The organism is Streptomyces spinosisporus, assembly GCF_022698145.1.
In the GTDB taxonomy this organism is placed as follows: domain Bacteria; phylum Actinomycetota; class Actinomycetes; order Streptomycetales; family Streptomycetaceae; genus Streptomyces; species Streptomyces spinosisporus.
On record NZ_JALDAX010000010.1, the window covers coordinates 170,426 to 183,578 of the forward strand.

16 protein-coding genes are annotated in these 13,153 nt (G+C 69.3%); 9 read left to right on the top strand and 7 right to left on the bottom strand.

Going from position 1 to position 13,153, the window contains the following annotated elements; genetic code table 11:
• Positions 1–16: 16 nt before the first annotated feature.
• Positions 17–409, bottom strand: coding sequence for a helix-turn-helix transcriptional regulator (locus MQN93_RS25525; RefSeq protein ID WP_037783697.1), 393 nt, complete (start codon positions 407–409; stop codon positions 17–19).
• Between the two features lie 102 nt (positions 410–511).
• Here MQN93_RS25525 and MQN93_RS25530 point away from each other — a divergent pair, with 102 nt between their 5' ends.
• Genes MQN93_RS25530 through ppk2 form a run of 3 tightly spaced genes read left to right on the top strand, consistent with a single transcriptional unit; the run spans position 512 to position 2,859 of the window.
• Positions 512–1,666, top strand: coding sequence for an inorganic phosphate transporter (locus MQN93_RS25530; protein ID WP_242711403.1), 1,155 nt, complete (start codon positions 512–514; stop codon positions 1,664–1,666).
• Positions 1,667–1,682: 16 nt separating this feature from the next.
• Positions 1,683–1,931, top strand: coding sequence for a hypothetical protein (locus tag MQN93_RS25535; RefSeq protein ID WP_016437943.1), 249 nt, complete (start codon positions 1,683–1,685; stop codon positions 1,929–1,931).
• A gap of 25 nt (positions 1,932–1,956) precedes the next feature.
• Positions 1,957–2,859, top strand: coding sequence for a polyphosphate kinase 2 (ppk2, locus tag MQN93_RS25540; protein ID WP_242711404.1), 903 nt, complete (start codon positions 1,957–1,959; stop codon positions 2,857–2,859).
• A 115-nt stretch (positions 2,860–2,974) separates the two neighbouring features.
• Here the strand turns inward: ppk2 and sodN are convergent, their stop codons facing one another.
• Positions 2,975–3,370 (bottom strand): superoxide dismutase, Ni, encoded by a 396-nt coding sequence (sodN, locus tag MQN93_RS25545; RefSeq protein WP_003992892.1) that lies wholly within the window; start codon positions 3,368–3,370, stop codon positions 2,975–2,977.
• 145 nt (positions 3,371–3,515) lie between these two features.
• Between sodN and sodX the strand changes: the two genes are divergently transcribed.
• Positions 3,516–3,950, top strand: a complete 435-nt coding sequence (sodX, locus tag MQN93_RS25550; protein WP_037783633.1) for a nickel-type superoxide dismutase maturation protease — start codon at positions 3,516–3,518, stop codon at positions 3,948–3,950.
• Here the strand turns inward: sodX and MQN93_RS25555 are convergent.
• Complete coding sequence (locus MQN93_RS25555; protein ID WP_016437946.1) at positions 3,854–4,483, bottom strand: CGNR zinc finger domain-containing protein; 630 nt, start codon at positions 4,481–4,483, stop codon at positions 3,854–3,856. The genes sodX and MQN93_RS25555 overlap by 97 nt on opposite strands.
• A 100-nt stretch (positions 4,484–4,583) precedes the next feature.
• Here MQN93_RS25555 and MQN93_RS25560 point away from each other — a divergent pair, with 100 nt between their 5' ends.
• Positions 4,584–5,357: a class I SAM-dependent methyltransferase gene (locus MQN93_RS25560; protein ID WP_242711405.1), complete on the top strand. Its 774-nt coding sequence runs from the start codon at positions 4,584–4,586 to the stop codon at positions 5,355–5,357.
• 85 nt (positions 5,358–5,442) lie between these two features.
• On the opposite strand, the gene MQN93_RS25565 is transcribed toward MQN93_RS25560, so the two are convergent.
• The 3 genes from MQN93_RS25565 to MQN93_RS25575 are packed head-to-tail and all read right to left on the bottom strand — an operon-like array spanning position 5,443 to position 8,164.
• Positions 5,443–6,195 (bottom strand): amino acid ABC transporter ATP-binding protein, encoded by a 753-nt coding sequence (locus MQN93_RS25565; protein ID WP_051183709.1) that lies wholly within the window; start codon positions 6,193–6,195, stop codon positions 5,443–5,445.
• Between the two features lie 44 nt (positions 6,196–6,239).
• A complete protein-coding gene (locus MQN93_RS25570) occupies positions 6,240–7,169 on the bottom strand; it encodes an amino acid ABC transporter permease (protein WP_037783634.1) in 930 nt (309 codons plus the stop codon).
• Between the two features lie 32 nt (positions 7,170–7,201).
• Entirely contained in the window at positions 7,202–8,164 is a 963-nt protein-coding gene (locus MQN93_RS25575; RefSeq protein ID WP_016437950.1) for an ABC transporter substrate-binding protein, read from the bottom strand.
• Between the two features lie 573 nt (positions 8,165–8,737).
• Here MQN93_RS25575 and MQN93_RS25580 point away from each other — a divergent pair.
• The 4 genes from MQN93_RS25580 to MQN93_RS25595 all read left to right on the top strand — a co-directional run bounded on the left by MQN93_RS25580 (position 8,738) and on the right by MQN93_RS25595 (position 12,067).
• Positions 8,738–9,958 (top strand): NAD(P)-dependent malic enzyme, encoded by a 1,221-nt coding sequence (locus tag MQN93_RS25580; RefSeq protein WP_242711406.1) that lies wholly within the window; start codon positions 8,738–8,740, stop codon positions 9,956–9,958.
• A 242-nt stretch (positions 9,959–10,200) separates the two neighbouring features.
• The gene (locus MQN93_RS25585) at positions 10,201–11,166 is read left to right on the top strand and encodes a zinc-binding dehydrogenase (protein ID WP_242711407.1); all 966 of its coding nucleotides are present in this window, start codon (positions 10,201–10,203) and stop codon (positions 11,164–11,166) included.
• A 125-nt stretch (positions 11,167–11,291) separates the two neighbouring features.
• Positions 11,292–11,501 (top strand): helix-turn-helix domain-containing protein, encoded by a 210-nt coding sequence (locus tag MQN93_RS25590; RefSeq protein ID WP_016437953.1) that lies wholly within the window; start codon positions 11,292–11,294, stop codon positions 11,499–11,501.
• Positions 11,501–12,067, top strand: coding sequence for a Clp protease N-terminal domain-containing protein (locus MQN93_RS25595; protein WP_242711408.1), 567 nt, complete (start codon positions 11,501–11,503; stop codon positions 12,065–12,067). Before MQN93_RS25590 ends, MQN93_RS25595 begins: the two co-directional genes overlap by 1 nt.
• A gap of 39 nt (positions 12,068–12,106) precedes the next feature.
• Here the strand turns inward: MQN93_RS25595 and MQN93_RS25600 are convergent, their stop codons facing one another.
• On the bottom strand, positions 12,107–13,153 hold the full coding sequence (locus MQN93_RS25600) for a PadR family transcriptional regulator (RefSeq protein WP_242711409.1): 1,047 nt from the start codon (positions 13,151–13,153) through the stop codon (positions 12,107–12,109).

The window sequence follows — 13,153 nt, forward strand, 5'->3', positions numbered from 1 at the left end:
AAGGTCGATACCGGCGTCACGCCCGCCTCGGACGCGTGTACGCGCGCACCACGCACGGCGGGATCTCGGCGCTCTCCTCGTGCGACCGCGCCCGGTAGGAACTCGGCGTCTCCCCGACCAGTTCGGTGAAGCGCGCGCTGAACGACCCGAGCGAGGTGCAGCCCACCGCCATGCAGACCTCCGTCACCGTCATGTCGCCGCGGCGCAGCAGGGTCTTGGCCCGTTCGACCCGGCGTGTCATGAGATAGCTGTACGGCGTCTCGCCGTAGGCGTCCCGGAAGCTGCGCTGGAAGTGGCCCGCCGACATCAGCGCGGTGCGCGCGAGGGCGGAGACGTCCAGGGGCTCGGCGTACTCGCGGTCCATGCGGTCGCGCGCCCTGCGCAGCCGTACCAGATCCTCACGGTTCACCACATCAGCATCGCACGGTCCTCACCCGCCGGGTGCCCGGACCTGGCAGGCCCTTTGCCTCCGGTTCGCCCGCCGTACAAAAGCGCTTGCTCCCATGAGGGAATGGACCACATCACGTTCCTCGTGGCGGTCGTGATCGTCACCGCTCTCGCTTTCGACTTCACCAACGGTTTCCACGACACCGCGAACGCGATGGCCACGTCCATCGCCACCGGAGCCCTCAAGCCGAAGGTCGCCGTCCTCATCAGCGGGGTCCTCAACATCGTCGGTGCGTTCCTGTCCACCGAGGTCGCCAAGACGATCTCCGGCGGCATCGTCGACGACACACTCGTCACCCCGGGGATGATCTTCGCGGGGCTGATCGGGGCGATCCTGTGGAACCTGCTGACCTGGCTGGTCGGGCTGCCGTCCAGCTCCTCGCACGCCCTGTTCGGCGGGCTGATCGGCGCCGTGTGGGTCGGCGCGGGCGCCGACGCCGTGCACTTCGACAAGGTGGTCGACAAGGTGCTGATCCCCGCCCTCGCCTCGCCGCTCGTGGCGGGCGTGGCGGCGCTGATCGCCACCTACTTCGCGTACCGGCTCACCACGCGGGCCCGCAGGAAGTCGGTCACCAAGGGCTTCAGGATCGGCCAGATCGGCTCCGCCTCGCTGGTCTCCCTCGCGCACGGCACGAACGATGCGCAGAAGACCATGGGCATCATCACGCTGACCCTGATCTCCGCGGGCGCGCTCGACCACGACGCGGGCCCGCCGGTGTGGGTGATCGCCACCGCCGGTCTCGCCATCGGCCTGGGCACCTACCTCGGCGGCTGGCGGATCATCCGCACGATGGGCAAGGGCCTCACCGAGATCGAGTCCCCGCAGGGCTTCGCCGCCGAGACGGCCTCCACGGCCGTCATCCTGACCTCCGCCCACCTCGGCTTCGCCCTGTCCACCACGCAGGTCGCCTCCGGCTCCATCCTCGGCGCGGGTCTCGGCCGGCGGCTGGCGGAGGTCCGCTGGGGCGTCGCGGGACGCATGGTGGCCGCCTGGCTGATCACGCTGCCCTGCGCCGCTCTGGTCGGCGGCGTCTCGGCGAGCGTCGTCAAGCACGGCGGCACGTTCGGCACCGTCGTGGTCGCGCTGGTGGGCGCCGCGCTCGCCGCGGGCATCGTCCTGCTCTCGCGCCGCAACCCGGTGCACGCCGACAACGTCAACGACCACCACGAGGTCGCCATCCGCACCGCACCGCCGGCCGGCGTCGGCACGGCGGCCTGAGGCAGGGAGGGTTTTGATGGATCTGGACTGGAGCGCGCTGGGCCAGGTGACCGCCGTGAGCATCGCGGTCACCGTCGCGGTGGTGGTCGTCTTCGCCCTCGGCGTCCTCGGCCTCGCCCGCTACGAGGGCGCACGCGAGGAGGGCGCGCACGAGGACGGGGGCGGCACGTCGTCCCTCGGCGCGGCCCAGGCGGGCCTGTGCTTCCTGGCGTGCGCGGCCGTGGTGGCGTACGGCATCTACCTGATCGTGCCTCAGTTCCACTGAGCCGCCGAGCTGCTGAGGAGAACGGATGACGACGCCGGACCTGCTGTCCGACCTGGCCGACCTGAAGGTCGACTACAGCGACCCCGACGACCCCGTGCTCATCCGCCCCGACGGGTCCCCGATCGACACCTGGCGGGAGAACTACCCGTACCCGCAGCGCATGGAGCGCAAAGAGTACGAGTGGCACAAGCGGCTGCAGCAGATCGAACTGCTGAAGCTGCAGAGCTGGATCAAGGAGACGGGACGCCGGATCGTCATCGTCTTCGAGGGGCGGGACGCGGCCGGCAAGGGCGGCACCATCAAGCGCTTCACCGAGCACCTCAATCCGCGGGGCGCCCGGGTGGTGGCGCTGGAGAAGCCGACCGAGCGCGAGAGCGGTCAGTGGTACTTCCAGCGGTACGTGCAGCATCTGCCGACCGCGGGCGAGATCGTGATGTTCGACCGGTCCTGGTACAACCGGGCCGGCGTCGAGCGGGTCATGGGCTTCTGCTCGGACGACGAGTACCGGCGCTTCATGCGCCAGGCACCGGCGTTCGAGCGGATGCTCGTGGACGACGGCATCGATCTGGTGAAGTTCTGGTTCTCGGTCTCGCAGGGCGAGCAGCGCACCCGCTTCACCATCCGTCAGGTCGACCCTGTACGGCAGTGGAAGCTCAGCCCCATGGACCTGGCGTCCCTGGACCGCTGGGACGACTACACCACCGCGAAGGTCGCCATGTTCCGCGAGACGGACACGGAGCACGCGCCGTGGACGGTGGTGAAGAGCAACGACAAGAAGCGGGCCCGGGTCGAGGCCATGCGCAGCGTGCTGGCCCGCTTCGCCTACTCCGACAAGGACGAGGAGGTCGTCGGCAGCCCGGACCCACGGATCGTGGGCGCGGCGGCTGGGCTTCTGGAGGCGGGGGAGGACGACCACGCGAGCGGGTAGGAACCCCGAAGGGGCCCGGCCGGCTTCCCGGCCGGGCCCCTTCGGGGTGCCCGTGGACCTGCGATGGTGCACCGATCGCGGGTCCTGGCGAACAGGCCGCGGTTCAGGCCGTCGTTCAGGCCTTCTTGGTCTCCCAGAAGATCTTGTCGATCTGGGCGATGTAGTCCAGAGCCTTCTGGCCGGTCGCCGGGTCGGTCGAGCCCTTGGCGGCCGACAGGGCCTTCAGGGTGTCGTTGACCAGCTGGTGCAGCTCCGGGTACTTCTCGAAGTGCGGGGGCTTGAAGTAGTCGCTCCAGAGCACGGAAACGTGGTGCTTCGCGAGCTCGGCGCGCTGCTCCTTGATGACGGTGGCACGCGCCTGGAAGTGCGGGTCGTCGTTGCCGGCCATCTTTTCCTGGACGGCCTTCACGGACTCCGCCTCGATGCGGGCCTGGGCCGGGTCATACACGCCGCAGGGCAGGTCGCAGTGCGCGCTGACCTTGACCTTGGGGGCAAACAGGCGGGAAAGCATGAAGCATTCCTTCCTCGTGATCGTCTTCTCAGGTGCGACATTACTCCCTGCAGGAGCCGAATTCTCGAGTGCCCCCATGGGCTTAGGACAAAAGTCCGGGGTGAAACTGAGACTGGTGGAGGAACGTACCGGGGAGGTGCCGGGAATGCCGGAGCTGTCGCAGGACACCGAGCGTGGGAGGGCGCTGCTGCCCTTCGGGACGGCCGAGGTGACCGGCCCGTCCATGGTGCCCACGCTCCACCACGGGGACCGTCTCGTGGTGCATTACGGGGCCAGGATCAGGCCCGGGGACGTCGTGGTCCTGCGCCATCCCTTCCAGCAGGACCTGCTCGTCGTCAAGCGCGCGGTGGAGCGCCGTGAGGGCGGCTGGTGGGTGCTCGGCGACAACGCCTACGCGGGCGGCGACAGCACCGACTACGGGACGGTCCCGGAGGACCTGGTCCTGGGCAAGGTGCGCTTTCGCTACCGTCCGCTCGGGGACGATCAGCGCTCGCCGTTCGCGCTCGCCCGCTGGGCGCTGTCGGCGGCCAGGCCCGTGCTGCCCGACCGGTCGGCCTCCAGGCGCTTGCGGGCGCGGTAGGCCGCGACGTTGGCGCGGGTCGCGCAGCGGTCGGAGCAGTAGCGGCGGGAGCGGTTGGTGGAGGTGTCCAGGTAGGCGTTGCGGCAGGGCGAGGCCTCGCACAGGCCCAGGCGGTCGACGCCGTACTCGGTGAGGTGGAAGGCCAGGCCCATCGCCGCGATGGCCGCGAAGCCGGCGGTGGCGTTCGACGGGTGGTCCGCCAGGTGCATGTGCCACAGCGGGCGGCCGTCGTCGTCCCGGTAGTCGTGGCCCGAGATCTGCGGGCTCACCGGGAACTCCAGGAGCAGGGAGTTGAGCAGGTCGACGGCCAGCGTCTCGTCGCCCTTGTCGGCGGCCTCGAACACGGACCTCAGCCGCGCCCGCACCGAGCGGAAGCGCGTCACGTCGGCGTCGGTGGCGCGGCGGGCCGCCGACTGGTTGGCGCCGAACATCTCGCGGACGGCCTCGACCGAGGTCAGGGAGTCCTTGCCCCGGGCCGGCTCCTCGCTGTTGACGAGGCGTACGGCATAGTCCGAGTAATAGGCCAGTTCCACTTGTAGTCCTTACCGAGGCGCTCTATGGTCATGGGCGGGAGGAAGTAACGGCTGCCTACGCTCCCAGGGTATTACGCGGGGGCGGAGAAGAGGGGACTCCATGACCATCACGACCGGAACCGGTACGACGGGAACCGACTGGCAGGCCTGGCAGGAGAGCTGGGACCGGCAGCAGGAGTGGTACATGCCGGACCGCGAGGAGCGGTTCCGGATCATGCTCGACATGGTCGAGGCCTGCGTCGGCACCGAACCCCGCGTCCTCGACCTCGCCTGCGGCACCGGCAGCATCACGGCCCGGCTGCTGCGGCGCCTCCCCGGCGCCACCAGCACCGGAATCGACCTCGACCCCGCGCTGCTCGCCATCGCGCGCGGCACCTTCGACGGCGACGACCGGGTCACCTTCGTCGAGGCCGACCTCAAGGACCCCGACTGGCCGTCCCGGCTGCCGTACGACACCTACGACGCCGTCCTGACCGCCACGGCCCTGCACTGGCTGCACAGCGACCCGCTGGCCGCCCTCTACGGCCGGGTCGCGGGACTCGTCCGCCCCGGCGGCGTCTTCATGAACGCCGACCACATGATCGACGAGACCACACCCCGGATCAACGCCGCCGAGGCGGCCCAGCGCCACGCCCGCATGGACCGGGCCCTGCGCAACGGCGCCCTCGACTGGGCCGAGTGGTGGCAGCTCGCCGCCAAGGACCCCGTCCTCGCCGGCCCGACCGCCCGCCGCTTCGAGATCTACGGCGACCACGCGGACGGCGACATGCCCTCGGCCCAGTGGCACGCACGGGTGCTCCTGGAACACGGCTTCGCCGAGGCACGACCAGTTTGGTGCTCGCCTTCGGACACCTTGCTGCTGGCGCTGAAGTAGGGGGCGCGACGAAGGGGCGGTACGGAAGATCCGTACCGCCCCTTCGTCGTGAAGCCTGCCCACCGTGCCGTCTACGGCACCTTGGCTAGAGCACCTTGGACAGGAACGACCTCGTGCGCTCGTGCTGAGGGTTCGCCAGGACCTCGCGCGGGTGGCCCGACTCGACCACCACGCCGTCGTCCATGAAGACCAGGCTGTCGCCGACCTCGCGGGCGAAGCCCATCTCGTGCGTGACCACGATCATCGTCATGCCCGACTCCGCCAGGTCCCGCATGACGTCCAGGACCTCGCCCACCAGTTCCGGGTCGAGGGCCGACGTCGGCTCGTCGAAGAGCATCAGCTTCGGCTCCATCGCCAGCGCGCGGGCGATGGCGACGCGCTGCTGCTGGCCACCGGAGAGCTGGGCGGGGTAGTGGCCCTTGCGGTCGCCGAGGCCGACCCGGTCCAGCAGCCGCTCGGCGCGTTCCCGGGCGACGGACTTGGACTCGCGCTTGACCTGCACGGGCGCTTCCATGACGTTTTCCACGGCCGTCATGTGCGGAAAGAGGTTGAAGCGCTGGAACACCATGCCGATGTCCCGCCGCTGCGCCGCGACCTCCTTCTCCTTGAGCTCGTAGAGCTTGTCGCCCTTCTGCCGGTAGCCGACCAGGTCGCCGTCGACGTACAGCCGGCCCGCGCTGATCTTCTCCAGGTGGTTGATGCAGCGCAGGAAGGTGGACTTGCCGGAGCCGGACGGGCCGATCAGGCAGAACACCTCGCGCGGGTTCACCTCCAGGTCGATGCCCTTGAGGATGTGCGCGAGCCCGAAGGACTTGTGCACGCCCTCGGCCTTGACCATGGGACGACCGCTCGACGGCACGGCCATGTCCTTGACGAGATCGGTCACCGGGCCACCTCCGGTCGACGGAACGAGCCGAACATGCGCAGATACCGGCGAAGCCGCTGCAGAGGAGTCGGCGGGAGGTTGCGCGACGAGCCGCGGGCGTAGCGGCGCTCCAGGTAGTACTGGCCGACGCTGAAGACACTGGTGAGGATGAGGTACCAGATGGACGCCACGAAGTACATCTCGACGACCGCGAGCGAGGTGCTGGAGATGTCCTGTGCCCTCTTGATGAGTTCGTTGAACTGCACCGCGTAGGCGAGCGACGAGGTCTTCAGCATGTTGATGAACTCGTTGCCCGTCGGCGGAACGATCACGCGCATCGCCTGCGGCAGGACGATACGGCGCAGCGTCCGGGACTGTGTCATGCCCAGCGCGTGCGACGCCTCGGTCTGCCCCAGGTCCACCGACTGGATGCCGGCCCGCACGATCTCGGCCATGTACGCGGCCTCGTTGAGGCCGAGGCCGAGCAGTGCCGCCAGGAACGGCGTCATCACCTGGTTCATCTCGTTCTTGTAGAACCCCAGATTGAGGATGGGGAACACGAGCGAGATGTTGTACCAGAGCAGGAGCTGCACCAGGACCGGGGTGCCGCGGAAGAACCAGATGTAGAGCCAGGACACCGTGCTGGTGACCGGGTTCGACGACATCCGCATGACGGCGAGGATCACGCCCAGGACGAGACCGAGCACCATGGCGAGCACGGAGATGTACAGCGTGTGCCAGGCGCCGGAGAGGATCGTCCCGTCGGTGAGGTAGTCCGGGATGATCTGGTAGTTGATCTTTGCGTTCGAGAAGGCGATCCCGATCAGAACCAGGATGGCGATCACGACCGCGGCGGCGACATAGCGGCCGTAGTGGCGAACCGGGATCGCCTTGATCTGCTCCGGCGGCACCATCGGCGCCGGAGCCTTGTCGACAGTGTCAGTCACAGTGACTGCCTTTCAGTGCTGCATCAGGCAGGTCAGGAGCCGCCGTTGATCTTGGCCTCGGTCACCGCGCCGTCCACGACGTTCCACTTCTCCATGATCTTCTGGTACTCGCCGTTCTTGATGATCGCGTTCACGGCGGCCTGGAGAGCGTCGCGCAGCTGGGTGTTCTCCTTGCTGACGCCGATGCCGTAGGGGCCGGCCTCGATCTGCTCGCCGACGACCTCGAAGTCCTTGCCTCCGCCCGAGGTCTTGGCGTTGTACGCGGCGACCGGGAAGTCGTTGAGGTCGGCGACCGAGGCGCCCTGCTTCAGGCGGAGCAGCGCCTCGGGGTCGGTGTCGAAGGTCTGCAGGTTGATGGCCTTCTTGCCGTCCTTGGTGCACTTCTTGCTCTGCGCCTTGGCGATGCCCTCGGAGGTGGTGCCCTGCTGCAGCGCCACGACCTTGCCGCACAGGTCGTCCAGGGTCTTGATGCCCTTGGGGTTGCCCTTCTGGACCAGGATCGAGGTGCCGGCGGTGAAGTAGTCGACGAAGTCGATGCCGTTGCCGATCTTCTTGCCGGTGTCCGAGTCGATGCCGTTCTGGCGGTCCTTGGTGTCGTTCATCGCCGACATGATGACGTTGAACCGCTTGGACTGCAGGCCCACGATGAGCTGAGCGAACTTGCCGTTCTGGAACTCGAACTTCACGCCCAGCTGCTTGCCGAGGGCGTCCGCGATGTCCGGGTCGATGCCGATGGCCTTGCCGCTCTGCATGTACTCGACCGGCGGGTACGCGATGTCGGAGCCCACCTTGATGACGCCGGCCTTCTTGATGTCGGCCGGGAGCTTGGAGGCGAGCGGGGCCGAGGCCGAGGACGTCTCCGAGCCGCTGTCGCTGCCCTTGTCGGTCTGGTCACCGCAGCCGGTGAGGATCAGGGTGCCTGCGACCGCGATCGCACCGACCGCTGCCAGACGGGTACGTGCGGCGGTCGTACGACGGGTGGAGCTTGCGGTCATTTTGGGTTCCTCCGGCGGATGGGTGGAGTTGCCGATGGGTCGACGAGAACACACACCTTCGGGTGTCGCGACCTCGTGTGTTTACGGCATCTTGCCATTCGGACTCATCCGTTCAGGGGGGCAGCCATGTCAAAATCGGATAACGGGTGACCCCCGAACCGCCTCAGGTCGGTACAACATGACCGGACCTTCTGCGGGAATCCGGCGTTCCGGCCGGAAGATCTTCAGCGCATCCCAGGATGCGGGACGGCGCACCGAGGTGTTGATCACTGTTCGACCATCGGTCGAGGGATCTTCGTGAACATGTCGCTACATTTCGTGACGATTCTTGTCATCGAGACGTGACCTTCCACCCCCGGGGATGTGACCTTGCGCTTAATGGACTCGTCCTCGGCGCGGTCCGTCCGGTAAGAAGGTTCTTTACACCCCTCATCCGGGGCTCGTGGCGCGTGTGCGGCGCGCCCGTCGCGTATGACCCCTACGCAATCAACAGATCGGGGCATGCGCGGTCCCGCCCACTCCTCACCCGGAGTGGCCACCCTCAACCAATGAACATCTAAGGGGTAGAACAAAGTGGCAGCGGAGATCGTCAATCCTCGCAGCGACAGCAAAATGGATCAGGACGGGGCGGAGCCCCTCGATTCCTTCGATCCCGTGTTCGCGCTGCACCGCGGCGGCAAGATGGCCGTGCAGGCCACCGTGCCGGTCCGTGACAAGGACGACCTGTCCCTCGCGTACACGCCCGGCGTCGCGCGGGTGTGCACCGCCATCGCCGAGCAGCCTGCGCTCGTCCACGATTACACGTGGAAGTCGTCCGTGGTGGCCGTCGTCACCGACGGCACGGCGGTGCTCGGCCTCGGGGACATCGGTCCCGAGGCCTCCCTCCCGGTGATGGAGGGCAAAGCGATTCTGTTCAAGCAGTTCGGCGGCGTCGACGCGGTGCCGATCGCGCTCGACTGCACGGACGTCGACGAGATCGTCGACACCGTCGTGCGCATGGCCCCGTCCTTCGGCGGCGTCAATCTGGAGGACATCTCCGCGCCGCGGTGCTTCGAGATCGAGCGCCGGCTCCAGGAGCGGCTCGACATCCCGGTCTTCCACGACGACCAGCACGGCACGGCGGTCGTCACGCTCGCCGCGCTGCGCAACGCCGCCCGGCTGAGCGGGCGCGCCATCGGGGACCTGCGGGCCGTGATCTCGGGTGCCGGTGCCGCCGGTGTCGCCATCGCCAAGATGCTGATCGAGGCCGGCATCGGCGACGTGGCCGTCGCGGACCGCAAGGGTGTCGTCTCGGCGGAGCGCACGGACCTGACGCCGGTCAAGCAGGACCTCGCCTCCTTCACCAACAAGGCCGGTCTCACCGGGTCGCTGGAGTCGGCCCTCGAGGGCGCGGACGTCTTCATCGGCGTCTCCGGCGGTACGGTCGCGGAGGAGGCCGTCGCCTCGATGGCGAAGGGCGCGTTCGTCTTCGCCATGGCCAACCCGAACCCCGAGGTGCACCCCGAGGTCGCGCACAAGTACGCGGCGGTCGTGGCGACCGGCCGTTCGGACTTCCCGAACCAGATCAACAACGTGCTGGCGTTCCCGGGCATCTTCGCGGGCGCGCTGCAGGTGCGGGCCTCGCGGATCACCGAGGGCATGAAGATCGCGGCGGCGGAGGCGCTGGCCGGTGTCGTCGGTGACGACCTCGCCGCCGACTACGTCATCCCCTCGCCCTTCGACGAGCGGGTCGCCCCGGCCGTCACGGCCGCCGTCGCCGCCGCGGCGCGCGCCGAGGGCGTCGCACGACGCTGACGCGTACGTCTGCCGATCGGCCCCGTTCTTTGGACGGGGCCGATTTTTTTACGGAGCGTCGGCCTGTTCGGGTGAGCGCGCGGCGGACGGTGCCTGGGCAGGAAGGCGGCCCTGGCGAGAGGGCGCTCGGCAGGCGGGCGCTCGGTGAGAGGGGCGCTCGGTCGGCGGGCGCTTGGCAAGAGGGCGTGTGTCACAGTGCGCTCGAGTTCCGTCGGCTGCAAACGCCACCTATCGTCAACGTCATGTTCGCCGTCTACGCCGCCCGAATCGACCGCGACCAGCCGCTGAGCGGCCTCGAGTTGGGGGAGCGCCCCGCTCCCGAGGCCCGGCCCGGCTGGAGCACCGTCGACGTCAGGGCCGCTTCCCTCAACCACCATGACCTCTGGTCGCTCCGCGGCGTGGGCCTCCCGGAGGACCGGCTGCCGATGATCCTCGGCTGCGACGCCGCCGGGATCGACGAGGACGGCAACGAGGTCGTCCTGCACTCCGTGATCGGACAGAGCGGTCACGGCGTGGGCCCCAGGGAGCCCCGGTCCATCCTCACCGAGCGCTACCAGGGCACCTTCGCCGAGCAGGTCGCCGTCCCGACCTGGAACATCCTGCCCAAGCCCAAGGAGCTCTCCTTCGAGGAGGCGGCCTGTCTGCCGACCGCCTGGCTGACGGCGTACCGCATGCTCTTCACCAATGCCGGTGTACGTCCCGGCGACTCGGTCCTCGTCCAGGGCGCCGGCGGCGGTGTCGCCACGGCCGCGATCGTGCTCGGAAAGGCCGCGGGGCTGCGGGTGTTCGCGACCAGCCGTGACGAGGCCAAGCGCAAGCGGGCCATCGAGCTGGGTGCCGTCGAGGCCGTCGAGACGGGGGCCCGGCTGCCGCAGCGCGTGGACGCCGTCATCGAGACCGTCGGCGCGGCGACCTGGTCGCACTCGGTGAAGTCGCTGAAGCCCGGCGGCACGGTCGTCATCTCGGGCGCGACGAGCGGGGACCGGCCCTCGCACGCCGAACTGACCCGTGTCTTCTTCCTCGAACTCAAGATCGTCGGGTCCACGATGGGCACCAAGGACGAACTGGAGGACCTGCTCTCCTTCTGCGCCGCCACGGGCGTGCGTCCCGTCATCGACGAGGTGCTGCCGATGGAGCGGGCGCGCGAGGGGTTCGAACGGATGGAGTCGGGTGGGCAGTTCGGCAAGATCGTGCTCACCAACAGCTGATCCTCTCTTCGCGTGCGGCGGGTTCGGGTGACCGGGCCCGCCGTTCGCGTTCTCGCCGTGCGTGTTCTCGTGGGCTTATGTCAACCGGGGTTGACGGATGGTGGGTGTCAACGTAGGTTGACACCATGACCGAAGCAACAGATCTCGCCGAGCGTGCGGGCGACCGCGACCCGCGGGTCGGGCTGCGCGCCGTCGCCGCGCTGCGCAGGCTGCTGGAGCAGCTGGAGGCGGTGCAGGTGCGCAGTGCGCGCAACCAGGGCTGGTCGTGGCAGGAGATCGCCGCGGAACTCGGTGTGAGCAGGCAGGCCGTGCACAAGAAGTACGGGAGGCATTGATGTTCGAACGGTTCACGAAAGACGCCCGCGAGGTGGTTCAGGGGGCGGTCGAGCAGGCCGAGCGGGCGCGGTCGTCGTCGGTCGACGCCGAGCATGTGCTGCTCGCGCTGCTCGACCGGGAGGGCAGCCGTGCGTCGTTCGCGCTGGCGTCGCTCGGGCTGTCCGGCGAGCGCAAGCAGTCCGTACGGGACGCCGTCGCCGCGGCTCGACGGCGGGCCGGGCTGTCGCAGGCCGAGACCGACGCCCTCGCGGGGCTCGGCATCGACGTCTCGGAGATCGTCGCCCGGGTCGAGGAGGTGCACGGCATCGGTGCGATGTCCGGCGACCGCAAGGACAAGGGCTGGTGGTCGGGGCGCCGTACCTTCAGCCGGGACGCCAAGGGCATCCTGGAGAGGTCACTGCGCACCGCCGTCGCCCGGGGCGACCGCCACATCGGCGACGAACACCTCCTCCTCGCCCTGACCGCCGGCCCGGGCGTCCCCGCCGAAACCCTCGCTGCGCACGGGGTGACCCATGAGTCGCTGCTCCGTGTGCTGTACGGAGGCGGCGAGGCGAAGGCGGGGTGAGTGCCCGGGCGGCGGGTCGGCGGGGCCGGCCCTGGCGCTTCAGACCCTCGGGCGGCGCAGTATCGCGCCGATGTGTGCCGCCGCCGTCGACAGATGGCGGCGGGCGTCGCGCAGTTGTTCGTCCGTGACGCCGTGGTCGCGGGCGGCGTCGCGGATGTCGTCGCGGAAGCGGTCGAGGAGACGGTCGAGATCGCGGGCCGCGTCGCCGCTGGACTCCTCGTGCGCCCAGGCCGGTTCGTACTCGGCGGGGAAGTCCTCCGGGGTGTGTGAGTAGTCGGGCCGTGGCGCCGAAGTACCGGAGCCGCCGCCCCGGCCGAACCCGAAGTCCTTGCCGAACTCCTTGCCGAAGTCGCCGAACTCCTTGGCCAGTTCGGTCAGCCCCTCGCGCACGCCCGTCGGCCAGTCGCCCCGCGCGAAGTGGTCCTGCACCTGCTCCTGCACCCGCCGTCCGATGCGCTGCAGCTCCTCCTGCGCCTGGGTGCGGGCCCGCTCCTGCGCCTCCTTGGCCTGGCGCCGGGCCCGCTGGGCCTCCTCGCGGGCCCTACGGCTCTCGTCCTTGGCGCGCCGGGCCTGCTCCTTCCACTCCTGCTTGACGCGGCGCATCTCGTCCTTGGCGGCGCGCCACGCCTCCCTGTCGGCATAGTCCGCGAAGTCCCCCAGGGGGCTGTCCTTCTCGCCGCGGCCCTTGGTGCCACCGCGGCGCGCCTCGGAGGCCGCGGCCCGCATCTCGCGGCGCAGATCACCCGCGGCGCCGCGCACATCGGCCTGGATCTCGGCGGCGAGCTCGGCGACGGACTCCCGGATCTCCAGTTCCAGGTCGGCCAGCTCACCGCTGCGGTCGGCCAGTTCGGCCCGGCCGGCGTCCGTGATGGCGTACACCTTGCGGCCGCCCTCCGTGGTGTGCGTGACCAGGCCCTCGGCCTCCAGCTTGGCCAGCCGGGGGTAGACGGTGCCCGCCGACGGTGCGTACAGCCCCTGGAAACGCTCTTCCAGGAGGCGGATCACCTCGTAGCCATGGCGCGGGGCCTCGTCCAGCAGCTTGAGCAGGTAGAGGCGGAGGCGGCCGTGGGCGAAGACGGGGGGCAT